Source organism: Pelomonas dachongensis (genome assembly GCF_043555865.1).
Taxonomy (GTDB): domain Bacteria; phylum Pseudomonadota; class Gammaproteobacteria; order Burkholderiales; family Burkholderiaceae_C; genus Pelomonas; species Pelomonas dachongensis.
Map to the genome: position 1 here is coordinate 45966 of NZ_JBIGHY010000001.1, position 20901 is coordinate 66866.

Genomic DNA, 20901 nt, shown 5'->3' on the forward strand with positions numbered 1-20901 from the left:
GTGGACGCTCAGACCCGCGCGGTGCGCAGAGCAGCCGGCAGGAAGGCCTCGATCTGCCCGACGAACAGCTCGGGCTCGATGGGCTTGGACAGGTAGCCGTTGAAGCCGGCCGTCATCACCTTCTGCCGGTCGTTGGGCATGGAGAAGGCCGTCACCGCCACGATGGGGATGGCGGCGCCCGCGGGGTGGCGGCGCAGCGCGTCCAACACCTGGTAGCCGTCCATCCGCGGCATCTGCAGGTCGCACACGATGAGGTCGGGCAGCTCGCGCAGGGCCACCTCCACGCCCAGCTCGCCGTTGCTGGCCTCCAGCACCGTGTGGCCGCTGAAGGACAGCAGGTAGCGCACGAGCTCCAGGTTGGCGGCGTTGTCTTCGATGACGAGAATGCGTGCCGGCACGGTTCAGGCTTCCCCGAAGGTGAGCGAGAAGCGGCTGCCCTTGCCGTTCTCGCTGTGGAAGACGATGCGCCCGCCCAGCAGCTCTGCGAGCTTCTGGCTCAGGTGCAGGCCCAGGCCGGTGCCTTCCGGCGCATTGGGTCGGGTGTTGTTGATGCGGCTGAAGGCGCCGAACAGCTTGTCGTGGTCGGCCTCCGGGATGCCCACGCCGCTGTCGTCGACATGGATCTCGACGCGGCGCAGCGCCGCATCGGCCTGCAGCGTCAGGCGCACGCCGCCGCGCTCGGTGAACTTGATGGCGTTGCCGGCCAGGTTGAAGACGATCTGGCGCAGCGCACGGCGGTCGGTGTCGCGCATGACCGGGTGGGCCGGCACCTCGACGTCGAACGTGAGGCCCTTGTCCTGCGCCTGCGGGCGCAGCGCCGCGGCCACCTCGTCCACGACAGCGCGGCAGTCCACCGGCTCGATGAACATCTGCACCTTGCCGGCCTCGATCTTGGAGACATCCAGCAGGTCGTTGATCAGCGCCAGCAGGTGCCGCGCGCTGGACTGCACCGTGCGCAGCTGCTTGTCCTGCTCGTCGTTCAGCGGGCCTGGCAGCTTCATCAGCAGCGTGCCGGTGAAGCCGATGATGGCGTTCAGCGGCGTGCGCAACTCGTGGCTCATGCCAGCGAGGAAATTGTCCTTGGCACGGTTGGCATCGGCCAGCTCCTGGTTCTTCTCCTGCAGCGCCTTCTCGATGCGCTTGCGGTCGCTGATGTCGCGGATGGCGCTCATCACGAACGCACTCTCCTCAGTGCGCAGCGGGCTCAGGCTGATCTCGATGGGGAACTCGCTGCCGTCCTTGCGCCGCCCGGCCAGGTCCAGCCCCGACCCCATCGCGCGCTTGCGCGGCTGCAGGAAGTAGTTGGAGCGGTGTCCCACATGGGCGTGCCGGTAGCGCTGCGGCAGCAGTGTGTCCACCGAGCGCCCACGCAGCTCGCCCGCGTCGTAGCCGAACAACCGCTCGGCCTGCGTGTTGGCGATGACGATGTGGCCCGTGGCATTGGCCATCACGATGCCATCGGGCATGGACTCCAGCAGGTCGCGGAAGCGCTCCTCCATGCGCTTGGCATCGCGCAGCACCCGGATCAGCGTCACGTCCTTCTCTGCCACCAGCACCAGCGCCGTGCCGTCGCCGGCGTGCACGCGGCGGGTGGACACGTCCACATACAGGAGCGAGCCGTCCTTGCGCCGGCGCACCGATTCGTAGGTGCCGCCGCCGCTGGCCAGCGCCTCGGCCAGCCGCTGGTGGTGTTCATCGATGCGGTCGGTGGGGACGACCAGGTCGTCCAGCGCGCGGTCACGCACCTCGTCGAGCCGGTAGCCGAAGATCGCATCGGCCCCGCCGCTCCAGTGCACAACATGACCCTGCCCGTCCAACAAGATCAGTGCGTCCGGCGACTGGCTTGCCATCAGGGCTAACGCTTCAGCTTCCATCGCGTTGAATCCCTTCGGAATTCTTGTTAGGACCATTAGAGCAGTTGCGACCTGGCTTGACCACGTGAGTTCGCGGCGCCACTGCTGACAGCTTCCCCTGGCCGCTTGCCCGCCTATGACCCCTCGCGCCGGGGTCCTACACGGGCGCATGCGCCGGGGACGGAGAGTCGTGGCACAGGCTGCCACGCCGTTCGTGCATGGCGCCACCTTCAACCCCGGAGACCCTCATGAGCCTCGGCGCCATCCTTCTCGTCATCGTGATCTTGCTGCTTGTCGGCGCCTTCCCCGCGTGGCCGCACAGCCGCAGCTGGGGCTACGGTCCCACCGGCGGCCTCGGCCTGGTGCTGCTGATCCTGGTGGTGCTGCTGCTGATGGGACGGTTGTAGGCGGGGCGGGGCGGGGCGCTGCTCGGCGCCGCCTTCGTGATCTGCGCCGCCGCGAAGCTGCAAGGCCTTTTCACCAACCACGCCGAGGTCTATGACGACAGAACCGGGGCAGTCTGGCGAAGCGATCCCGGTCATGAAGTCACGCCCCGTGACGACGCGGACGTCGAAGACACCGTGACGGCAGGTGCTCAGCGTCCGGGCACTGCGAGCGGCTTGCCCGCCTTCTTGTCCTGAACGGCCTGCCAAACCGCCTCGATGATCACGCCCGACGCGTTGTCAGGGTTGCAGCCCTTGCCGCAGGCGTCTTCGAGCAAACCCTCGTTGCCTCGCCAGAGGCCATAGTGGTTGCGGATGCCCATGCCGCAGCCGATATGGAAGCCGATGAGGTCGTCCTTTTTCGTCTGGCGCAGGATGTCCTTGCCTGGTTCGCCGCTGCGGACCAGCAGGTCGCCACCGTAGCCTTGACCGTGGTGGGCCATTTGCCCGGCCCGAGCACCTCTGCAGACTTCTTCTCTTGCGCGAGCGCTGCCCCTAGACGGTGGCGCCGAGGAGGAGGGCGAGCAGCAGTCTTTTCATGGACATGGGGTTGGTCGACACCGAAAAAGGCCCGGGACGTTGCGCCGCGGGCCTCATGTTCACAACCAATCGATAGGCGGTTTTTAAAAAGGTCCTAAGCACAAGGAACTGTTGATACGCCGTTTTGCCCAATGTCTACGGGCGTCGCCGCGGTATCGTTGGTTGCAAGTGTGGGTTTGGCAGTCAAAAGCCCCAAAACCTGCCCGAAGGAGGCCTGGGATAGCCGAAGCGTGGGTTGGGCGAAGAGGTTCGATCTACGGGGCGGCGTTCCATTGCGCTCGGCGTTCACTGCCCACGTGTGGAACTGCTCCAGAAGCAACTCGTTCTCGCGCTTCAGCCGGTCCGCTTTCTCTTTGAAGCGATCCCTTTCGTCCATCGCAGCAAGGATCTGCCCGTCCCGCGGCGTTCGAGGCCCTCTGGCCAACGTGCCGCTGAGCTTCTTCTTCTTGACCGCGAAGGCGTCGGCGATTCGGGGGTATTCGGCGAACGTGACCTGAGCACCCAGTCCAGCGTCCTTTGAGCACCTAATCCCGCGCCTGATGAGCACCTTGTCCGTAGGTGTCGTGCAGGGGAGCGTGTCCGTCGACTTATCAGCGCATGCAGTCAGGGGCGGCTATTCCTTCGCCCCCGGTGGTTGCGCGGGCACCAGCGGCTCCGCGAACGCCATGGCTACGGCCAGGTTCTTCCCGGCGAGCTCCCTCATCTCCTGCGAGATCGGCGCGCCCAGGTCCTCTGTCTGCGCCGCGGTCCAGAAGCGCTCGGCCGCCTTGGCGGCCAGGGACCACACCTCGGGCTTGGCGCCGATGGAGCCGACCCTGGGCTCGATGGGGGTGAGGTCTGGATCCACGCCGGCGCCGATGGAGGCGTAGCGCATGGGCAGGATGTCGTAGGCGGGAGCGATGCCCAGGTACTCACTGTCCTCGCCGATCAGCATCGAGATGTTCTCGAAGTGCCGGTCGCCGTTGCCAATGAGCTCGCTGAAGGCGGCCATGGTGTCGACCCAGAAGGCGTCCCGTGGCTTGAGATATCGGGCCTGGACACAGCGTGCAGCGAACTCGGACCACGCGCCAGTCATCCCGAAGAACTCGTTGTTGACCGACCCCGCCGAGAGCATGCCGATGCGGCCTGACAGGCCCTTGCGGTCAAATCGCTTGACCTCCAAGAAAACGTAGTCGCCGCCGACCAGCAATTGCGTGCGCGACGCCGGCACTCCGACTTCGGCTAGGGTCCGGAGCGCCAGGTGCTCGAGTGGGAGCAACTCGGCCATCCGGCTACCGAGCTTGGCGAACTTCACGATGACGTGGCCGGCGTCTGCAGTGAGTCCGAGGAACTTCGGCTGCTCTCCGCCGGCGCTGGACCCGTAGGAAGCGCCCTTGAGCGCATTGGCCATGTCGACGTAGAACTCGAGCTTGTGCTCGGTAGGGATCACCTGCGCGGCCCGGAACTCGATCTCGGTTTGCAGACATGCGTCGCCGAAGACCAGGTTGCCGGACAGGTTCAGGCCCCGGGTAAAGAGGTAAGCGACCATGTGGTCGTCTCCCCAGTCCTTTAGGCTGCTCGGGAACTGCTGACCGCGCGCGGCCTCGTTGGCGAGTTGTCGGCCCAGGAATCCGGACGGCGCTGCGAACGCCATATAGGGCGGGAGGCCGTCATAGAGCTTTGTGGTGCCGCCGTCGATGCGCTCCAGAGTTGCGCCGCCGGCGAGAAACTCCACTCCTGCAAAGGGCTCGATCTTGCCGGCGCCGAGGTAGCGATAGATGCGCTGCCGTGGTTCCAGGCCCAGCGGTAGCTGGCGCAGCAGCGCATACCGTGGGGTGCGGTCACCAGTGACCCGGAAGCTCGTGACCATGTGGAGCCCGTGAATAGCTCGTGAAAGCGTAGGCTGGGTGATCCCAAGGGCGGCGATCAGCTGGGCAGCCGACTGCGGCCCACGGCGAAGCACTCGCTCGATTTCGCTAGCGACACTTGAAGGCTGTGGATGCGATGAGGAAGCCACGTGCATGCCTCGTGAATAGTTCGTTGCATTGTACGGCGCATAGTCTCTGTGCTGCTTTGCAGCTTGTCATCGCCGGAAAGCACAAAAGCGCTCTCGATGTCGGGTTGGGGCAATTGCTGCCGCGCGGACGCCGGCCGCGAGCGTCAGCAACCGGCTGCAGAGCCGACGTACCGCTCCGTTTACCTCCTGGCCTCACCCGGTGCTCATGGTGACTGGATTGCGTGCTCATCGCGCTGGCCCGGATGCTGACGATCACTGGAATACTCAAGGGCAGACTTGCAGTGCATCGCAAGCGACGTATGCGCATGAAAAGCTGTTGGAGGAAGCGGAGGTTTCTGGACTCCCTCAGCCAGCGAAACGACGGTGCGCGGGGCCGGGCGCTGCGGGCCCGGCAGGTGCGTGGACAACACGCTGTGTTGCCCACCGGCAAATTGAGAAGCTCTCCCAATTCCGAATTCGAGCGTTTTCCCTAGCCACAAACTCACCTAAGTGATCGAGGAACTTCTCGGCCACAAGTGCTCGATTTGCGTGTGGGTAAGAAAAAAAAGCCCCGGCTCACAGGAGAGCCGAGGCTTTTAATCAACAAAAATGCTGTTCTTCTGTCCTAGAACGGGATGTCGTCATCCATGTCATCAAACCCCGTCGACGCCTTGGGCGCCGGGGCCGGAGCGCGCGGTGCCGGGGGGCGAGCCGCCGCCGGGCGCGCTGCCGGGCGGCTACCGCCGCCGCCGAAGTCGTCGCCACCACCGCTGTCGCCGCCACGGCTGTAGCCACCACCACCGCCGCCGCCACCTGCACTGCGGCTGTAGCCGCCGCCCCCTTCATCGCCGCCGCCCATGCCGTCACGGCCGCCCAGCAGCTGCATCTCCTGGGCGATGATCTCGGTCGTGTAGGTGTCGCGGCCTTCCTTGTCCTGCCATTTGCGGGTCTTCAGGCGGCCTTCGACGTACAGCGGGCGGCCCTTCTTGACGTACTCGCCGACGATCTCGGCCAGCCGGTCGTTGAAGACGACCCGGTGCCATTCGGTCTCTTCCTGACGCTCGCCGCTTTCGCGGTTCTTCCAGTTGCGCGTCGTGGCGATGCTCACGGTGCACCAGGCACCGCCGTTGGGGTTGTAACGAATCTCGGGGTCCTTGCCGACGTTGCCGATGATGATGACTTTGTTGACGCTGGCCATGACGCTCGCCTGAATTCGATGGGGGAGGGGCTGAATTATGCCGGGAGGCCCCCGGCGCGGGGCGTCAGCAACACCCCCCAGACCGCATCCCGCACCCCGGAGCCCGCACTTCGTCTACCCGCGCCCCTGCCGGCCAGGCGCCATCCCTAAGATGAGCCCATGACCCCGCTCGCCGCAATCCCCGGCAGCCGCCGCACGAACCGGCGGCTGTGGCTGGCCTATGCCGGCTGCTGCTTGCTGGCCTGGTGCCTGTTCGTGTTGGCCGGCAGCGAGTTCGACCGCGGGCTGGACCCATTCTGGCTGGCCGTCTACCAGGCCACCACCATGCTGTGGGCGCCCATGCTGCTGGGCATCGCCATCTGGCCGCTGGCGCGCCGCCTGCACGGCAGCGATGCCGGCTTCGCGGCGGCGGCGATGGCGCACATCCTGGCGGCGGTGGCGTTCTCGGCGCTGTGGCAGGCGGGCGAGTTCGCCGTCAACGCGACGCTGTTTGGCACCGACCACGCCGGCGCGGTGCTGGTGGCGGGGCTGCTGTGGCGCTCGGTTTGGGGGCTGGTGGTGTACGCGGCCATCGCCACGGCGTTCGGGGCGGTGCTGCAGGCGCGCTCGGCACGCTCGGCGGCAATCGCCGCGGCGCAGGCCGAGAGCGCGCTGGCCAGGGCCGAGCTGTCGGCCATCAGCGGCAAGCTGAACCCGCATTTCCTGTTCAACACGCTGAACACGCTGATCGCGCTGACGCGCAAGGACCCGGCCGGCGCCGAGGCCGCGCTGCTGAAGTTCGCGTCCATGCTGCGCTATGTGCTGGACACCAAGCGTGGCACCGAGGACCGCGTGATGCTGGGAGACGAGATCGAGTTCCTGCGCGACTACCTGGCGCTGGAGGCGCTGCGCCTGGGCACGCGGCTGCGCGTGGACTGGGACCTGGAGGAGCGCGTGCTGGCCGACGAGCTGCCGCCGCTGACGCTGCAGCCGCTGGTCGAGAACTCCATCCTGCACGCCGTGGCGCCGCGCAAGGGCGGTGGCCGGGTGACCATCACCGCACGCCGCAATGCGCTGAACCACGGGCTGGACCTGGCCGTGGCCGACGACGGCCCGGGTTGCGAGCCCGAGGCGCTGGAGCCGCAGCCCGGCCAGCGCCGCGGCGTGGGCCTGGCGGCGCTGCGCAAGCGCTTCGCCCTGGACTACGACGGCCAGGCGCGGCTGCGCATCCACACGGCGCCCGGCGCGGGTTTTCGCGTCGACCTGTTCATTCCACAGACCTGACCATGACCACGACTGTCCTGATCGCCGAAGACGAACCGCTGGCTGCCGAGGCGCTGGCCGACTGGGTGAAGGCCACGCCGGGGCTGCAGCTCGTCGCCGTGTGCGAGGACGGCGAGGACGCGCTGGACAAGATCCGCGCGATGAAGCCGGCGCTGGTGCTGACTGATATCCAGATGCCGGGGCTGACCGGCCTGCAGGTGGTGCAGGCGCTGCAGCACGACGCCCACCAGCCGCGCATCATCTTCACGACCGCCTACGACCAGCACGCGCTGACCGCCTTCGAGCTGCACGCGGTGGACTACCTGCTCAAGCCGTTCTCGCGGGCACGCTTCGACGAAGGGGTGGCCCACGCGCTGCGCGATGCCGCGCCGACGCATCTGCGCACCGCGGCCGATGTGGCACAGGCGCTGGGTGCGTCGCACGACGCGCCGCTGACGCGTCTGCTGGTGCGCGATCAGGGCAAGATCTTCCCGTTGCAGGTCAGCGATATCGAGTGCCTGCGCTCCGACAACAAGTACACCGCCATCACCAGCCGGGGCCGCAGCTTCCTCGTGCGGTTGCCCATCGCGGACTTCGAGGCGCGGCTGGACCCGGCGCGCTTCCTGCGCGTGCAGCGCGGCTGCATCGTCAACCTGGACTTCGTCGACAGCATGACGCCGGATGAGAACTCGCAGCTCATCGTGCAGCTGCGCGACGGCACGCGCATCACGGCCAACCGGGAGGTGTCCAAGATGCTGCGGGAGCAGTCGCTTTGAAAACGCCTGGCTGGATCCTTCTGCTGTCGGCCGCAGGCCTGGCCCAGGCGCAGACGGTGCCCGCGGCACCGGCGGCGCCCGCCGCGACGCCACCGCATGCCGCACCCGCAGCGCCCGCCGCACCCGCGCAGCCTGCCTTGGCGGCCGTGCCCGCGCTGCCGGCCGGTCCGGGCAAGGTTTACGCGCCGGGCGAGTTCGACCGCCTGGAGCTGGCCGGTGCGGCCCGCGTGCTGCTGGTGCAGGGCGAACGCAATCAGGCCTTTGTCGCCGGCGATGAGGAGGTGCAGCAAGGCATTGCGGTCGAGCTGCATGGCCGCATGCTCGTCATCCGACCCGCGGGCGGCTGGAAGTTCTGGCACGCCGACAAGCCGTTCGTGCAGGTCGAGGTGCGCCAGCTCAAACAGCTGTCGGTGTCCGGCGCCAGCGACGTGCATGTGCCCGGCCTGCTGCGCGCCGATCAGCTCCGGCTGACGATCAGCGGGTCCGCCAGCGTGCGCGCAGAGCAGCTGGAAGCGCGCCAGCTCACCTTCGGCATCAGCGGGGCCGGCGACGGCCAGCTGGGCGGGCGCGTGGACGAGCTGGCGTTGCAGATCTCCGGCAAGGGCAAGGTCGTGGCCGACAAGCTGCAGGCCCAGAAGGCGCGCGTCAGCGTCAGCGGCATCGGCAACGTGGTCGTCTGGGTCACCGAGGAGCTGACCGCCCGCATCTCCGGCATCGGCTCGGTCGACTACTTCGGCAGCCCCCACGTGCTGCGCTCGGTGTCCGGGATGGGCACCATCACCGCCAAGGGCGACAAGCGCTGACGCGCCGGCGCCGGCGGGTCAGTCCCGAAGGACCTCAGGGGAGCTCAGCGGACCTCAGCGGCCGTAGGTGAAGTTGCCCAGCTTCAGCCCGCTGCCCGACAGGCTGTAGGGCTGTGTGTAGACCTTGGCCCAGTTGATGGTCGGCGGCCGGTCGTTGGCCTCGGTCTTGTCGTAGTTGTAGCCATCGCTCTGCAGCGTTGCGCGAACGATCCGGTAGCGCAGCGTGCCGCCGTCGCAGGACGAGATCGCCAGCACCGTGGTCTGCCGCGCACTGCCGCCCTGGTTCACGGAGCGCTGCACCAGCGTCGCGCGGGCGCCGTCGAAGGTCCAGCTGCCGCCGGTGTCGTGCGACCACGTGCCCTGCAGCTCGTCGAGACAGCTTGCCACCTTGGCGGGCGGCGTGGGCTGTGCCGGCGCCGTGTTCGGCGTGGGCGCCGCCCCGGCGGCCTGCGGCGCGACGGCCACCGCTGCGGGCGGCTGGGCGGGCACTGCAGTCGTCTGGGCGACCACCGGCGGCTTCGGCCGGCTGCGCTCGATCTCGGCGGCGTTCTTCTCGCCGTCCACCTGCTGCCAGCCGGCGACCAGTTCGCGCCGCTGCTGCGCGGTCAGCGCCTGCTGCTGGGCCGTGGCGAGCGCGTCCTCCGCGCAGCCGAAGTCGCGCGCCTTCGCGCAGGCCGTGCCGCGCGCCAATGCCTGGCGGAATGCCGCGCTGTCGGCGGCCTGCGCGCGGGCCGGCACCGGGGGCGTGCCGCCGGCGGACTGGCCCGCAGGCGGATGCGGGTCGGGCAGCTGGCTGTAGCGCGTGTCGGCGGTCAGGCGCGCGAACAGCTGGCGCATCGCCGTGCCCGCGCTGCTGCCCTCCAGGTTGCGCGCCTGGGCCCACTGGTAGAAGTGGTCCGCCGCGATGCCGATGGCCACCCCGGTGCCGACGGCGACCAGGAACGGCGATGCCGCCCCGATCAGCGCAGCGGTCTCTCCGGCGGCCAGCGTCTGGCCGGCCAGTTTGACGGTGAAGGCCGCGCCACCCACCAGCGAGGCCTTGAACATCTCGTGCAGCGGCGCGGCCCAGCGCTCGCGCGCGTCCTGCGCCGACTGGCTGAAGAAGCCGTCCAGCAGCCCGGTCTGCGCATGCGCCGCCGGGATCAGGTCCACGCGCTGCCACCAGGCCTGCAGCAGCGCCGTGATCGTCTGCGGCGTGCGCGCTCGCGCCGTCGTGTCGACGCCCATCTGCGCGCTCACGTCTTCCAGGTCGGCCAGCTCGGCGTAGCCCCAGAAGGCCTCGGTGCGCAGCCGGCCCAGCGTCCAGCCGCCGGCATGGCGGTACATGACCGCCCCCGCGATGAAGCGGCGCTCGGCGTCGTACAGCCGGTACTCGATGCGCTCCTGGCCAGGCTGGTGGACCTGGCGCACGGTCAGGCGCTGGCCCTTGTCCATGGCCAGCGCGCCGGTCAGGCCGCGGCGGTCGTCCACGGTCAGCCGCACGCGGTCGGTGGCGGCGCCAACGAACACCGTCCAGCCGCCGCTGCCGCGTGCGCCCTCGCGCAACAGGTGCACCGGCCGCTCCTCGAAGCTCGCAGCCACCAGCACCCGGGGGCCCGCTGTCTTCTGCGCGGGCGGCACGGCGTAGCTGACGTTGTGCAGCCCGGCGCCTTCCAGCCCGCGGCGCAGCACGCTGCGGTGGCCGATGAACTCGCCCTGCGCCCAGCGGCCGTCCAGTTTCTGGCCATTGGCCTTGACCAGCACGCCCTCGCCGGAGAACACGCCGTCGGCGAACTCGCCCTCGTAGCGGTCGCCGCCGGCCAGCCGCATGACGCCCACGCCGGTGCGCGCGCCGTCGAAGAACTCGCCTTCGTAGCGGTCGCCGTCGCGCCAGGTCATGACGCCCTTGCCCGCCAGCCGGCCGTTGGCGAACTGACCCTCGTAGCGGGTGCCGTCCGGGTAGACGTAGACGCCCATGCCCGAACGCCGGCCGTCCACGTAGTCGCCCTCGTAGCGGCTGCCGTTCAGCCAGGTCTGCACGCCACGGCCGTGGAACCGGCCGTCGGCGAACTCGCCTTCGTAGCGGCTGCCGTCGGCCATGGCGGCGGTGCCCCTGCCGGCCAGCCGGCCGTTGACGAAGCTGCCCTCGAAGCGGTTGCCCTGCGCGTCGGTCTGGACCTCGGCGGCGGCGCAGAAGCAGGAGGCGGCCAATGCCAAGCAGGCCAGGACCGGTCGGATCATGAAGACTCCCTCGAAGGAAAGCGGCAGTGTCTCCGAGCGCCGGGCCGCGGCTGCGCCAAAGCGGGTCCAATACGGGCATGGATCACACGCCCGACACCGACAAGCGCCTGACCGAGCTGGAGATCAAGGCCAGCTTCACCGAGGACACGCTGGAGCAGCTGAACGCGGTCATCGTCCGCCAGCAGGCCCAGATCGACCGCCTGGTGCGCGAGCTGGTGGAACTGCGCAACCGCGCCACCGCCGAGCCGGGCGCACAGGTCAACCTGCGTGACGAGCTGCCACCGCACTACTGATGACCTTGCGGGACAGACCGCCCGAGCGAAGCGAGTAGCTCTGTCCCCAACTGATCCAGCCTTGCGGGACAGACCGCCCGAGCGAAGCGAGTAGCTCTGTCCCCAACTGATTCAGCCTTGCGGGACAGACCGCCCGAGCGAAGCCAGTCGCCCTGACCCCCACGGATCAGGCGCTTCAGCGCCCAGCGTTGTCGCGTGGCGCGATGCCCGGCGCGGCACCGGGCGTGCGCAGCAGGGCGCGGAAGGGCTCGAACAGCCAGGAGCGCATGCCCAGCACCAGCGTGTAGGCTGTCTTGTCGCCGGCCGGTCGGGCCTGGTCCGCCACGTGCTGGTGCGCAAAGTCTTGCGCCAGGCGCTGCAGGCGGTCGTGGAAATCGGCGGCCCGGGCATGCGCGATCTGGCCATGCACCAGCGCCAGATGCTCGCCGGCGCCGTCGAAGCCGCCCGCGAAGTAGTCGGGTACCGCGTGCTGTCGGAAGAAATCCATGACCGGCCCGTCAGCGCGCCAGCGGAAGGTCTGGTCCACCTTGAGCCGGTAGCGGTTGTGGGCGCGCAGCTCGATGAAGCCCAGGCGGTCCAGCGCCGTCAGGGCCGCCACCAGCTGTGCCGTGGTGATGGCGTAGGTCTGCAGGATCTGCGCCGCCGTCCAGCGGGCTTGCGCGCAGATGGCCACCAGCAGCAGGTGGGGGTCGGCCACCACGGCGGCTTCCTGCTCGGCGCTCAACGCCTGGCGGGCCGGCGCGGCCTGGGCCACCTCGCGGGCGAGGTCGACAAAGTCCAGCTGCAGCACGGCCAGCACCTGATCGATGCGGGCCAGCGTCAGCTCGCCACGCGAGAAGATGCGCTTCACGCTGCTCTCGGCCAGGTCCAGGTGAACGGCCAGCTGCGCATAGGTGATGCCGGCGCGGCGCAGCTCGGCCTTCAGCGCGGCGGTCAGGGCCTGGGTGGCTTTCATGGTGTTCAGTATCACGGGGCAATACCCGTGGGTTTGCCGGTCGTCACCTGTGGGGCTGTGCTGGCGGCGCGGCGGCCCAGGCGCCAGCATCCGCCCCCATTGCCACTGACGCCCTCCACCGCCATGCGCTCCTCGCTCCCCGCCCGTCGCCACGTCGCCTCGCGCCCCCTGCTGCGCGCACCGCTTCTGGCCCTGTGCATCGCCGGCTTTGCGGCGGCCGCCAGCGAGCCCGCACGGGCGCAGGCCGCCGGCGATGCTGTTGCGCTGTTCGCCCGTGTCGAGGCGGCCGCCGGCCGGGCTGAGAACCCGGCGTTGAAGTACCACCTGGGCATGCTGTTGAACAACGGCATCGGCACCGCGCGCGATCTGCCGCGCGCCTATGCCTTGTTCAACGAGGCCGCTGCAGCGGGCGACGTGCTGGCCGCTTACAAGGTGGGCTGCTATCTCGCGGGCCAGTGGGGCGGCGTGGTGCCGCCGGACGAGGCCCAGGCGCTGGCCTTCAAGCAGCGCGCCGCGGAAGCCGGCTACGACCTGGCGCAGCGCGATGTGGGCCTGATGCAGCTCAAACACGGCGACCGCGCCGGCGCCGAGCGCTGGCTGGCGCTGGCCTCGCGCCAGGGTGACCTGCCATCGACCGCGCTGCTGGCGGACCAGGCTGCGAAGGACGGCAATGACCCCGTCCGGGCGCTGGGCCTGACCCTGGTGGTTCAAGCCGGCAGCCGCCAGACGACTGCGGCGCTGACGGCGCGCATCGCCGCGCTGAAGTCGGGCCTGGACGCGGCAGGCCGACAGCAAGCTGAAGCGCTGCAGGCCGGCTGGGTGACGGGCCCGACGGCGCTGACCCAGCAGGCCCGCGCCGGTATGCGGGCCGTTGAACCGCTGCTGGCCGCGGCCCCGCCGGCCCCGCCGCGGCGCTGAGGCAGGGTCAGCCGCCAACACGGGCCGCGGCGCCGGCTTTGATCTGAACCGGCACTGGCGGCGTGCCGTCCTACATGCAGCTTGGCTCGCGGTCCTAGGCGTCGCGGGCGCGGTGGGAGCAAGACTACGCACTCCCATTTCCAGAGACCGCGTTCGCTGTAGCACTTCGCGCGGCTGCCGCGCAGAGCTGCCGCCCTGCATCCGGTCTCGCCTTCCTTGCCGTCATGATCGTTTTGCCGCTTGAAGTGGACGCCGCTCCCCGGTTTGTGCTGGTGCACTGGCGTGCCTGGGAGGTCCAGGTGCCTCACTACGACGCGCCGTCCTGGCACCTCGTGGGCAGTGTGAGCGGCGAGCACAGCGTGAAGGTTTCGTCCGCGCTGGCGCAGGTGACGGCCGACGGCGGTGGGGCGCGCTCAAAGACCGGCAGCCTGTACACGCTGTCCGGCGCACCGGGCCATGACGAGTCTGCGGCGCGGCTGTGGGCCTCGTGGCAGCGGCAGCATGGCGTCGTGGTGTTGCGCGACGTGTCCGCCGAGTTGCGCGCCGGCCGGCAGCCGCGCCAGGTGCGCCTGATCCGGCGCACTGCCGCCGTGGAAGACCCTGCCTCGTCGCTGCGCGGCCACCGTCAGTAGCCCCGCGAGTGAGCCCTGCCTCCCTGTGCCGTCAGGGCTCGCCTTCCCAGTAGTCCAGCCCGGCCTCGCGGCGCTGCAGCAGACGCAGACCGTCGCTGAAGATGCCCACCTTGCCCGAGTCGGGGTATTCGCAGACCTCGGGCCGCACCTGGGTGCTGATGGACAGGTAGTGCAGCGGCGCGTCGGACGTGTTGATGAGCTGGTGCGGGTACTCGGGCCCGGGCGGGATCGTGATCACGTCGCCGGCACGCACGGGCACCCGCTCGCCGGCCACGCGCAGCGTGCCCTCGCCCTGCAGGATGACGAACATCTCCTCCTCCGCGTGGTGCAGGTGGTAGGGACAGCTCATGTGGCCGGGCGCGACCGTGTCCACGCTCGCACCCAGCTGGCGGGCGGCGGTGCCTTTCGTGAGGCTGGTCGCCTCGCTGTCGTACAGCGGCGCGCGCTGGAAGCGCTCGCGCGGCTGGTCGTGGAAATTGCGGATCAGCCGCTCGCGCAGCTCCTCGGGGGTGGGCATGGACGCTCCTGGGACAATCGCGGCGTGAACCCGCCTGTGCATCTTCCCAGCCCCACCGACGACCTGCCATCCGCAGCTCACCAGGTCCTGTCAGCAGTCTTCGGCTACACCGCCTTTCGCGGTCAGCAGGGCGAGATCGTGCAGCATGTGGCGGCCAGTGGCGACGCGCTGGTGCTGATGCCCACTGGCGGCGGAAAGAGCCTGTGCTACCAGGTGCCGGCCATCGTGCGCCACGCGCGCGGCCAGGGCGTGGCCATCGTCGTCAGCCCCTTGATCGCGCTGATGCACGACCAGGTCGGCGCGCTGGAGGAGGCCGGCGTGCACGCCGCTTTCCTGAACAGCAGCCTGACTGGTGAGGAGGCCAGCCGCATCGAGCGCGAGATGATGAGCGGGCGCCTGACGCTGCTGTACGCCGCACCCGAGCGGTTGACGACGCCACGCTTCCTGGCGCAGCTGGAGAGCCTGCGCGAGCGTGGCCTGCTGAGCATGTTCGCCATCGACGAGGCGCACTGTGTCAGCCAGTGGGGGCACGACTTCCGCTCGGAGTACCTGCAGCTGAGCCTGCTGCACGAGCGCTTCCCCGAGGTGCCGCGCATCGCGCTGACCGCCACGGCCGACGATCTGACGCGCCGCGACATCATCGAGCGGCTGCAGTTGCAGGACGCGCGCGTCTTCATCAGCAGCTTCGACCGGCCCAACATCCGCTACCTCATCGTCGAGAAGAACGGCTCGCCGCGCGAGCAGCTGCTGCGCTTCATCAGCGACGAGCACGAGGGCGAGGCCGGGGTTGTCTACTGCCAGAGCCGCAAGAAGGTGGAAGAGACCGCCGAGTGGCTGAAGAGCGAGGGCATCAACGCGCTGCCGTACCACGCGGGCCTGGACGCCGACGTGCGCCGCCGCCACCAGGACCGCTTCCTGCGCGAGGACGGCATCGTCATGGTCGCCACCATCGCGTTCGGCATGGGCATCGACAAGCCGGACGTGCGCTTCGTCGCCCACCTGGACCTGCCCAAGAACATCGAGGCCTACTACCAGGAAACCGGCCGCGCCGGCCGCGATGGCGCGCCGGCCGAGGCGTGGATGACCTACGGCCTGGCCGACGTCGTCAACCAGCGCCGCATGATCGACGAGAGCCCGGCGGACGAGGTGTTCAAGCAGGGCCAGCGCGGCAAGCTGGACGCGCTGCTGGCGCTGGCGGAGGCCACCGACTGCCGGCGTGTGCGGCTGCTGAACTATTTCGGCGAGATGTCGACGGCCTGCGGCAATTGCGACAACTGCCTGAACCCGCCGGCGACCTGGGACGCCACCGAGGCGGCGCGCAAGCTGCTCTCCTGCATCTACCGCTTCCACCAGCGCGGCGAACGCTTCGGCGCGGGCCATCTGATCGACGTGCTGCGCGGCAAGGCGACGGACAAGACGAAGCAGTACGGCCACGACAGCCTGTCGACGTGGGGCTGCGGCGCCGACCTGTCCGAACAGCAATGGCGCGCGGTGCTGCGCCAGCTGATCGCGCTGGGCCATGTGGCCGCCGAGGGCGACTTCCACACGCTGGCGCTGCAGGACAGCGCGCGCGCGGTGCTCAAGGGCGAGGTGGAGGTTCGGCTGCGCGAGGCCGACGAGAAGAAGCCGCGCGGCAAGGCCAGGGCGGGTCGCACGGCCAAGCCCAAGGCGGATCCGGCACTGGGCCTGGACGTCGAGGCCGTCGAGCGTTTCGAGGCGCTGAAGGCCTGGCGCTCGGAGGTGGCCAAGGAGCACGGCCTGCCGGCCTACGTGATCTTCCAGAACACCACGCTGGCCGAGATGGCGCGGCAGCTGCCGGCCGACCTGGCGGAACTGGGCGAGATCAGTGGCGTGGGGGCCAAGAAGCTGGAGGCTTACGGCCGCGAGATCCTCAGGGTTCTGGGGCGCTGATGGACCAACCGATCGTTGGCTTTCATGTCGACGACGAGGGCCATTGGGTCGCGGAGCTGGCCTGTGGCCACAACCAGCACACGCGCCACGATCCGCCCTGGCAGAACCGGCCGTGGACGCAGACGCCCGAGGGCCGGGCCGGCGTCATCGGCCAGCGGCTCGCCTGTCGCAAGTGCGATCAGGGCGCGCCGCGGGACAGGGTTTAGCGGCTGGCCAGCTGAACGCCGTCGGCGCCCGCGTCGCGGCGGCCTTCGATCACCACGCGCGGCAGCTGCTTCACCTCGGCGGTGCGCGTGCCTTCGATGACCACGCGCTCCAGCGTCACCACGGCCGGGCCGGCGGCCGGCGTCGCGATGCTCATCCAGGCCGCGACGGTCAGCGCGGTCATGGCGACGAGGGCGAAGGCGCTGACGGCCTGAATGCGGGCCATGCGGTGGGTGGTGGTGCTGATGCGGTTCATGTGGCTCTCCCGGTTTGGTGAGCGTGAATGTGCCCGCCACGGGTTTGCCCGTCCTGGGGTTTGCGATAGGGCGCCGGTTTGCGGCGACGAGCTGCGGCTGGCGGGGACGAACGTCGTCGTGAATCTTGTGGGTGCTGCCGATGCGTTGTGTCGCGATGCGCCGCCATACTTCCGCGCGCATTTCACAGGGAGAAGCAAATGGCACGTGGCAACGATGTCCAACTGGGCGGCATCACCGACCTCAACCTGCTGGCCGACATCAAGCGCGGCTTCGTCGACGCGCTGGAGGTCGTCACCTATGTCGACCGCCTGCGCAAGGTGCTCAAGACGCTGAACGGCCTGCGCCTGGGCTCGCGCGAATCGAGTGCGCCGGCCTCGCCGTACACCGACATCGTCGCCCGCTGGCGCATCGTCCACTCCTTTCGCTGGAGCATCGTGGAAGGCAAGGACGGCGCGCCCGACCGGCTGCTGCTGAGCGTCAACTTCGACGGCGGCTGGGAACCCTACATGCGGGTCATCTGGGACCAGCTTGGCTCCACGCTGGACCTGATGCTGTGCCACACGGAGGGCTACACGCTGTCGCGTGACTGCAGCTTCGAGACCTATGCGCGCTGGGTGCGCGAACACGAGGTGTCGGCCGATTTCCTGTTCATCGAGTCCGGCCGCACGGTCAGCGATGCCGAATACCTCGCCAAGCTGGAGGCCGCCCAGCGCGGCCGTGCCAACGAGCTGGGCTTCAACCGCGTGCGCGCGCCAGCCTCGGGCGAGACGCAGCCGCTGCCCCAAGACCCGCAGGAGCGCTTCGCGATGGCCGCGCGTGGCCTGGTGCCGTTGGCGGGCTTGTTCACGCTGCAGCGCTTCTTCGGGGCCCAGGCGCCAGACCGCGCCTGCCTGCTGCGCGCCACGCACGACATCCTGTTCGAGTTGCGCGAGCTGGACACGGCCAGGCTGTTCCCGGTGGACGGCGGCAAGACGCCCGGCGGTCAGCTTCGCCAGCGCCACTACGAGATGCTGGCCTGGTTCGAGCAGGCGCTGCCTGAACCGTCGGTCAAGGCCCGCGAGCTGTCACTGAAGCCCGGCGACCTGCAGTGCTGCATCCTGACCAAGCCACCCGGCAACCGCGGCGGCCTCGTCATGCTGCGCGTGGCGCAGGCCGCCCAGGCCGTTGCCTGGCTCAGCACGGCACCCGTGCAGCGCGACAACGAGGATGCAGCGCAGCTCGGCGTCTGGCGCCAGGTGGCGTTGACGCTGTCGGGCCTGAAGGCGCTGGGCGTGCCGGCCGCGCGGCTGGAGCGCTTCCCGCAGGCCTTCAAGGAAGGCATGGCCGCGCGTGCCGGCCTGCTGGGCGACGTGCGCCACAACCACCCGGCGCACTGGGTGCTGGCCGGGCACGTCAACGGCATCGACCGCTTCGACCCGGCGAACGCCCATGTGCTGGTGCAGCTGCGCTTCCCGGCGGCCGAGCCAGGGGAGGCATTCACGCCTGGCGACGACCAGAAGCTCAAGGAGCTGGCCCAGGCGCTGACCGTGGGCACCGGCCTGGCGCTGATGGCCATCGAGCCCATGCGCAGCAATGGTGCCGACAAGGAGCACTTCGGCTTCAAGGACGGCATCAGCCAGCCCGTGCTGGGAGGCGAGGCGACCGGCCAGGCATGGGATGACCGGGTCAAGACCGGCGAGGTGCTGCAGGGCTTCCCGACCGAGCGCGACAAGGGCTACGCCGTGCCCGAGCAGCCCGACGCGCTGCTGGACCGCGGCAGCTTCCTGGTCGTGCGCAAGCTGCGCCAGTACACCGGCCGCTTCGCCAAGCGCACCTATGAGCAGGCCAAGAAGATCGGCCTGGACCACGACCTCGTGCTCGCCAAGCTGATGGGCCGCTGGCAGGACGGCCGCTCGCTGGCGTCGCCTGCGGTGACGGGCAACGACTTCAACTTCGCCAAGGACGAGCAGGGCTCGGCCTGCCCCTTCCATTCGCACATCCGCCGCGTCAACCCGCGCGACCTGGCTGGCACCGCGTTCGCCCGAAGCCGCATGCCGCGCATCCTGCGCCGGGGCATGAGCTACGGCGCGCCGGTGCACCCGGACGCCCCGGACGACGCGGACCGCGGCCTGGTCTTCATGGCCTACAACGCCCACCTGGCCGAGCAGTTCGAGGTGGTGCAGCGCTGGGTGGCAGGCGGCAATGCCAGCGGCGGCTACTCGGCGCAGAGCGACCCGCTCTTGGGTGTGGTGGACGGCAGCGCCGGCCCGCGCCTGTACCCGTTCGAACATGCCGGCAAGCCCTACGAGGTGGACCTGGGCCCGGAGCCCTTCGTCACGTTGCAATGGGGCGCCTACTTCTTCGTGCCGTCGATCGCCGCGCTGAAGGGCCTGCCGGGCCTGGTGGAGCTGGCCCTGCCGCTGCCGGCGCCGGTGCCGGTGCCCGACAAGGTGCCCGACCTGCAGGACATGGCCGCCGTGCAGCTGTGGCTGGAGGACACCAACACCCGCGACCAGGCCTGGGCCTGGGTGCGCGCCCAGCCCGGCGGCGTGGTGGACACGGCCTATGGCGTGCTGGTGGGGGCGGCCGAGCGGGTCTGCGACGTGCTGAGGAACGCCCCCGACCGCTACTCCAACAGCGGCTACGGCGAGCGCATGCACGACTCCATCGGCGTGGGTTTCCTGGGCCTGGACGATGACACCGGCCACGCCGAGCAGGCGCCGGCCGTCAACGCCGCCATCGAGGCCTACAGCGAGGCCCAGTGCTACGCCACGGCCTACCAGGTCGCCAAGGCCGGGCTGGCGCAGTTGAAGGCCGAGGCGCGTGCATTGCTGGCCGCCTTCCCGCCCAGCCAGAAGCCGGCCGACCTGCCTACCGACACGCCGCTGGACTTCGAGCGCCTCAGCGAAGGCGTGCTGGCCAAGCTGTGCCAGATGTGGTTCGGCCAGCCTGACGGGCGGCACATCTGGGGCACGGAGTTCCATGCCGAGGCCTATGCCGGCGGCCCGGGTGTGGGCGCGGTCGCACCGCGCTGCCCGCGCGACCTGTTCAAGGTGTCGCGCCACGTGTTCGGCCCCTACCCGACCGACGCCGTCAAGGCCGAGGGCCGCGCCGCCGGCCAGCGCTTCCTGGCTGCCACGCAAGCCTGGTTGGCGCAGCCGGGCGTGCAGCTGCCGCCGCTGGCCGCCAAGATCGTTGCCGCTGCCCAGGCCGTGCCCGGCGCCACGCCCGACCTGCCCGCGCGCACGCTGGCCGGCATCATGCTGGGCTTCCCGCCCACCACGCACGCCAACCTGCTGACCGTGCTGGCCGGCTGGGTGCAGACGCGCAAGCTGTGGGAGCTGCAGCCGCTGTGGAACGCGGTCCCGCCCGAGACGCAGAACGCCCCGCCGCCCTACGCCGAGGCCGTTGCCTGCCTGCGTCCCACGCTGGTCGCGACGCTGAACCAGCGGCCCACGCCCTTCCAGGTCTGGCGCAAGGCGCGCGTGACGCATCGCCTGGGCCAGGTGGACATCGAAGCCGGCCGTGTCATCGTCGTCGGCCTGGGCTCGGCCACGCAGCAGGATCCGCTGCGCCACCACGTCGCCTTCGGCGGCGACCGCGCCGACCCCAAAGGCCCGCCGCCGCACGCCTGCTCGGGCTACGGCATGGGCATGGGCGTGATGCTGGGTGTGATTGCGGCGGTGCTGGATGCGGGCGTGCTGCGGTTCACCGGGTCGCCGACGGTGGTGGCGATGGGGGTGGAGTGAATGCCTTGCAGCTGAACACAGCCCGCGTTTTCGTCAAGGACCTGGTCTCGGCCAAGTGCTTCTATGCGAACTCGCTCGGCCTGCCGCTCAAGGTGGACGGGGAGCGTGCAGGCTACTGCGTCTTTGGGGCCGGCGCGATGGACCTCGTCATCGAGTCCGTGGCCGACGACGCACCCGACGAGGAGCGCCTGCTTGTCGGGCGGTTCACCGGTCTGTCGTTCAACGTCCAGGACATCCGCGCCGCGTATGCGGAGCTTCTCGCCCTTGGTGTGGTGTTCTCCGGCGAACCCGAGCGCCAGGCCTGGGGCGGCACCTTGGCCACCTTCGCCGACCCAGCTGGCAACGAACTCCAGCTTGTCGAACAGCCCGACGGGCGCTGACTTGGGCGTGAGGCACATTCGTTGGAGCGGCATCGGTTTCGATGGCCGCCCAACCA

The 20901-nt window shown here is 69.6% G+C and carries 20 protein-coding genes; 11 read left to right on the forward strand and 9 right to left on the reverse strand.

Annotated elements, in window-relative coordinates:
* Positions 1–8: 8 nt before the first annotated feature.
* A complete protein-coding gene (locus ACG02S_RS00220; protein ID WP_394468422.1) occupies positions 9–398 on the reverse strand; it encodes a response regulator in 390 nt (129 codons plus the stop codon).
* Positions 399–401: 3 nt separating this feature from the next.
* The gene (locus ACG02S_RS00225) at positions 402–1910 is read right to left on the reverse strand and encodes a PAS domain S-box protein (protein ID WP_394468423.1); all 1509 of its coding nucleotides are present in this window, start codon (positions 1908–1910) and stop codon (positions 402–404) included.
* Positions 1911–2101: 191 nt separating this feature from the next.
* On the opposite strand from ACG02S_RS00225, the gene ACG02S_RS00230 reads away from it, so the two are divergent.
* Positions 2102–2260, forward strand: a complete 159-nt coding sequence (locus ACG02S_RS00230) for a DUF3309 family protein (protein ID WP_394468424.1) — start codon at positions 2102–2104, stop codon at positions 2258–2260.
* 188 nt (positions 2261–2448) lie between these two features.
* Here the strand turns inward: ACG02S_RS00230 and ACG02S_RS00235 are convergent, their stop codons facing one another.
* From ACG02S_RS00235 to ssb, 3 genes are all read right to left on the reverse strand, one after another.
* Positions 2449–2739, reverse strand: a complete 291-nt coding sequence (locus ACG02S_RS00235) for a DUF6794 domain-containing protein (protein WP_394468425.1) — start codon at positions 2737–2739, stop codon at positions 2449–2451.
* Between the two features lie 710 nt (positions 2740–3449).
* Positions 3450–4685 carry a HipA domain-containing protein gene (locus ACG02S_RS00240; protein ID WP_394468426.1) on the reverse strand — a complete coding sequence of 412 codons (1236 nt, stop codon included), beginning with the start codon at positions 4683–4685 and terminating at the stop codon, positions 3450–3452.
* A 751-nt stretch (positions 4686–5436) separates the two neighbouring features.
* Positions 5437–6009 carry a single-stranded DNA-binding protein gene (ssb, locus tag ACG02S_RS00245; protein ID WP_394468427.1) on the reverse strand — a complete coding sequence of 191 codons (573 nt, stop codon included), beginning with the start codon at positions 6007–6009 and terminating at the stop codon, positions 5437–5439.
* A gap of 159 nt (positions 6010–6168) precedes the next feature.
* Between ssb and ACG02S_RS00250 the strand changes: the two genes are divergently transcribed.
* The 3 genes from ACG02S_RS00250 to ACG02S_RS00260 are packed head-to-tail and all read left to right on the forward strand — an operon-like array spanning position 6169 to position 8830.
* Entirely contained in the window at positions 6169–7272 is a 1104-nt protein-coding gene (locus ACG02S_RS00250; RefSeq protein WP_394468428.1) for a sensor histidine kinase, read from the forward strand.
* Positions 7273–7274: 2 nt separating this feature from the next.
* A complete protein-coding gene (locus ACG02S_RS00255) occupies positions 7275–8027 on the forward strand; it encodes a LytR/AlgR family response regulator transcription factor (RefSeq protein WP_394468429.1) in 753 nt (250 codons plus the stop codon).
* Positions 8024–8830, forward strand: coding sequence for a head GIN domain-containing protein (locus tag ACG02S_RS00260; RefSeq protein ID WP_394468430.1), 807 nt, complete (start codon positions 8024–8026; stop codon positions 8828–8830). Before ACG02S_RS00255 ends, ACG02S_RS00260 begins: the two co-directional genes overlap by 4 nt.
* A gap of 54 nt (positions 8831–8884) precedes the next feature.
* On the opposite strand, the gene ACG02S_RS00265 is transcribed toward ACG02S_RS00260, so the two are convergent.
* The gene (locus ACG02S_RS00265) at positions 8885–11050 is read right to left on the reverse strand and encodes an MORN repeat-containing protein (protein WP_394468431.1); all 2166 of its coding nucleotides are present in this window, start codon (positions 11048–11050) and stop codon (positions 8885–8887) included.
* Positions 11051–11127: 77 nt separating this feature from the next.
* Here ACG02S_RS00265 and ACG02S_RS00270 point away from each other — a divergent pair, with 77 nt between their 5' ends.
* Entirely contained in the window at positions 11128–11343 is a 216-nt protein-coding gene (locus tag ACG02S_RS00270) for a SlyX family protein (protein ID WP_394468432.1), read from the forward strand.
* A gap of 175 nt (positions 11344–11518) precedes the next feature.
* Here the strand turns inward: ACG02S_RS00270 and ACG02S_RS00275 are convergent, their stop codons facing one another.
* The gene (locus ACG02S_RS00275) at positions 11519–12298 is read right to left on the reverse strand and encodes a helix-turn-helix domain-containing protein (RefSeq protein ID WP_394468433.1); all 780 of its coding nucleotides are present in this window, start codon (positions 12296–12298) and stop codon (positions 11519–11521) included.
* Between the two features lie 123 nt (positions 12299–12421).
* On the opposite strand from ACG02S_RS00275, the gene ACG02S_RS00280 reads away from it, so the two are divergent.
* Both ACG02S_RS00280 and ACG02S_RS00285 read left to right on the forward strand, forming a co-directional pair.
* On the forward strand, positions 12422–13216 hold the full coding sequence (locus ACG02S_RS00280) for an SEL1-like repeat protein (protein WP_394468434.1): 795 nt from the start codon (positions 12422–12424) through the stop codon (positions 13214–13216).
* Between the two features lie 224 nt (positions 13217–13440).
* Positions 13441–13848, forward strand: a complete 408-nt coding sequence (locus tag ACG02S_RS00285) for a hypothetical protein (protein ID WP_394468435.1) — start codon at positions 13441–13443, stop codon at positions 13846–13848.
* 31 nt (positions 13849–13879) lie between these two features.
* On the opposite strand, the gene ACG02S_RS00290 is transcribed toward ACG02S_RS00285, so the two are convergent.
* Positions 13880–14365, reverse strand: a complete 486-nt coding sequence (locus tag ACG02S_RS00290; RefSeq protein ID WP_394468436.1) for a cupin domain-containing protein — start codon at positions 14363–14365, stop codon at positions 13880–13882.
* A gap of 24 nt (positions 14366–14389) precedes the next feature.
* On the opposite strand from ACG02S_RS00290, the gene recQ reads away from it, so the two are divergent.
* Together recQ and ACG02S_RS00300 are read left to right on the forward strand one after the other, a co-directional pair.
* Positions 14390–16276 carry a DNA helicase RecQ gene (gene recQ, locus ACG02S_RS00295; RefSeq protein WP_394468437.1) on the forward strand — a complete coding sequence of 629 codons (1887 nt, stop codon included), beginning with the start codon at positions 14390–14392 and terminating at the stop codon, positions 16274–16276.
* On the forward strand, positions 16276–16482 hold the full coding sequence (locus ACG02S_RS00300; RefSeq protein ID WP_394468438.1) for a DUF3565 domain-containing protein: 207 nt from the start codon (positions 16276–16278) through the stop codon (positions 16480–16482). The genes recQ and ACG02S_RS00300 overlap by 1 nt, the downstream gene beginning before the upstream one ends.
* Here ACG02S_RS00300 and ACG02S_RS00305 read toward each other — a convergent pair.
* Complete coding sequence (locus ACG02S_RS00305) at positions 16479–16736, reverse strand: hypothetical protein (RefSeq protein WP_394468439.1); 258 nt, start codon at positions 16734–16736, stop codon at positions 16479–16481. The genes ACG02S_RS00300 and ACG02S_RS00305 overlap by 4 nt on opposite strands.
* Positions 16737–16934: 198 nt before the next feature.
* Between ACG02S_RS00305 and ACG02S_RS00310 the strand changes: the two genes are divergently transcribed.
* Positions 16935–20465 carry a Dyp-type peroxidase gene (locus ACG02S_RS00310; protein WP_394468440.1) on the forward strand — a complete coding sequence of 1177 codons (3531 nt, stop codon included), beginning with the start codon at positions 16935–16937 and terminating at the stop codon, positions 20463–20465.
* 5 nt (positions 20466–20470) lie between these two features.
* Positions 20471–20845: a VOC family protein gene (locus ACG02S_RS00315; RefSeq protein ID WP_394468441.1), complete on the forward strand. Its 375-nt coding sequence runs from the start codon at positions 20471–20473 to the stop codon at positions 20843–20845.
* Positions 20846–20901 lie beyond the last annotated feature (56 nt).

Excerpts from the sequence above, each read along its gene's own strand:
- ACG02S_RS00270 (WP_394468432.1), top strand. The coding sequence starts at position 11,128 with ATGGATCACACGCCCGACACCGACAAGCGCCTGACCGAGCTGGAGATC.
- ACG02S_RS00300 (WP_394468438.1), top strand. The coding sequence starts at position 16,276 with ATGGACCAACCGATCGTTGGCTTTCATGTCGACGACGAGGGCCATTGG.
- ACG02S_RS00305 (WP_394468439.1), bottom strand. The coding sequence starts at position 16,736 with ATGAACCGCATCAGCACCACCACCCACCGCATGGCCCGCATTCAGGCC.
- ssb (WP_394468427.1), bottom strand. The coding sequence starts at position 6,009 with ATGGCCAGCGTCAACAAAGTCATCATCATCGGCAACGTCGGCAAGGAC.
- ACG02S_RS00255 (WP_394468429.1), top strand. The coding sequence starts at position 7,275 with ATGACCACGACTGTCCTGATCGCCGAAGACGAACCGCTGGCTGCCGAG.
- ACG02S_RS00250 (WP_394468428.1), top strand. The coding sequence starts at position 6,169 with ATGACCCCGCTCGCCGCAATCCCCGGCAGCCGCCGCACGAACCGGCGG.
- ACG02S_RS00265 (WP_394468431.1), bottom strand. The coding sequence starts at position 11,050 with ATGATCCGACCGGTCCTGGCCTGCTTGGCATTGGCCGCCTCCTGCTTC.
- ACG02S_RS00240 (WP_394468426.1), bottom strand. The coding sequence starts at position 4,685 with ATGGTCACGAGCTTCCGGGTCACTGGTGACCGCACCCCACGGTATGCG.
- ACG02S_RS00230 (WP_394468424.1), top strand. The coding sequence starts at position 2,102 with ATGAGCCTCGGCGCCATCCTTCTCGTCATCGTGATCTTGCTGCTTGTC.
- ACG02S_RS00275 (WP_394468433.1), bottom strand. The coding sequence starts at position 12,298 with ATGAAAGCCACCCAGGCCCTGACCGCCGCGCTGAAGGCCGAGCTGCGC.
- ACG02S_RS00235 (WP_394468425.1), bottom strand. The coding sequence starts at position 2,739 with ATGGCCCACCACGGTCAAGGCTACGGTGGCGACCTGCTGGTCCGCAGC.
- ACG02S_RS00310 (WP_394468440.1), top strand. The coding sequence starts at position 16,935 with ATGGCACGTGGCAACGATGTCCAACTGGGCGGCATCACCGACCTCAAC.
- ACG02S_RS00285 (WP_394468435.1), top strand. The coding sequence starts at position 13,441 with ATGATCGTTTTGCCGCTTGAAGTGGACGCCGCTCCCCGGTTTGTGCTG.
- ACG02S_RS00280 (WP_394468434.1), top strand. The coding sequence starts at position 12,422 with ATGCGCTCCTCGCTCCCCGCCCGTCGCCACGTCGCCTCGCGCCCCCTG.
- ACG02S_RS00225 (WP_394468423.1), bottom strand. The coding sequence starts at position 1,910 with ATGGTCCTAACAAGAATTCCGAAGGGATTCAACGCGATGGAAGCTGAA.
- ACG02S_RS00290 (WP_394468436.1), bottom strand. The coding sequence starts at position 14,365 with ATGCCCACCCCCGAGGAGCTGCGCGAGCGGCTGATCCGCAATTTCCAC.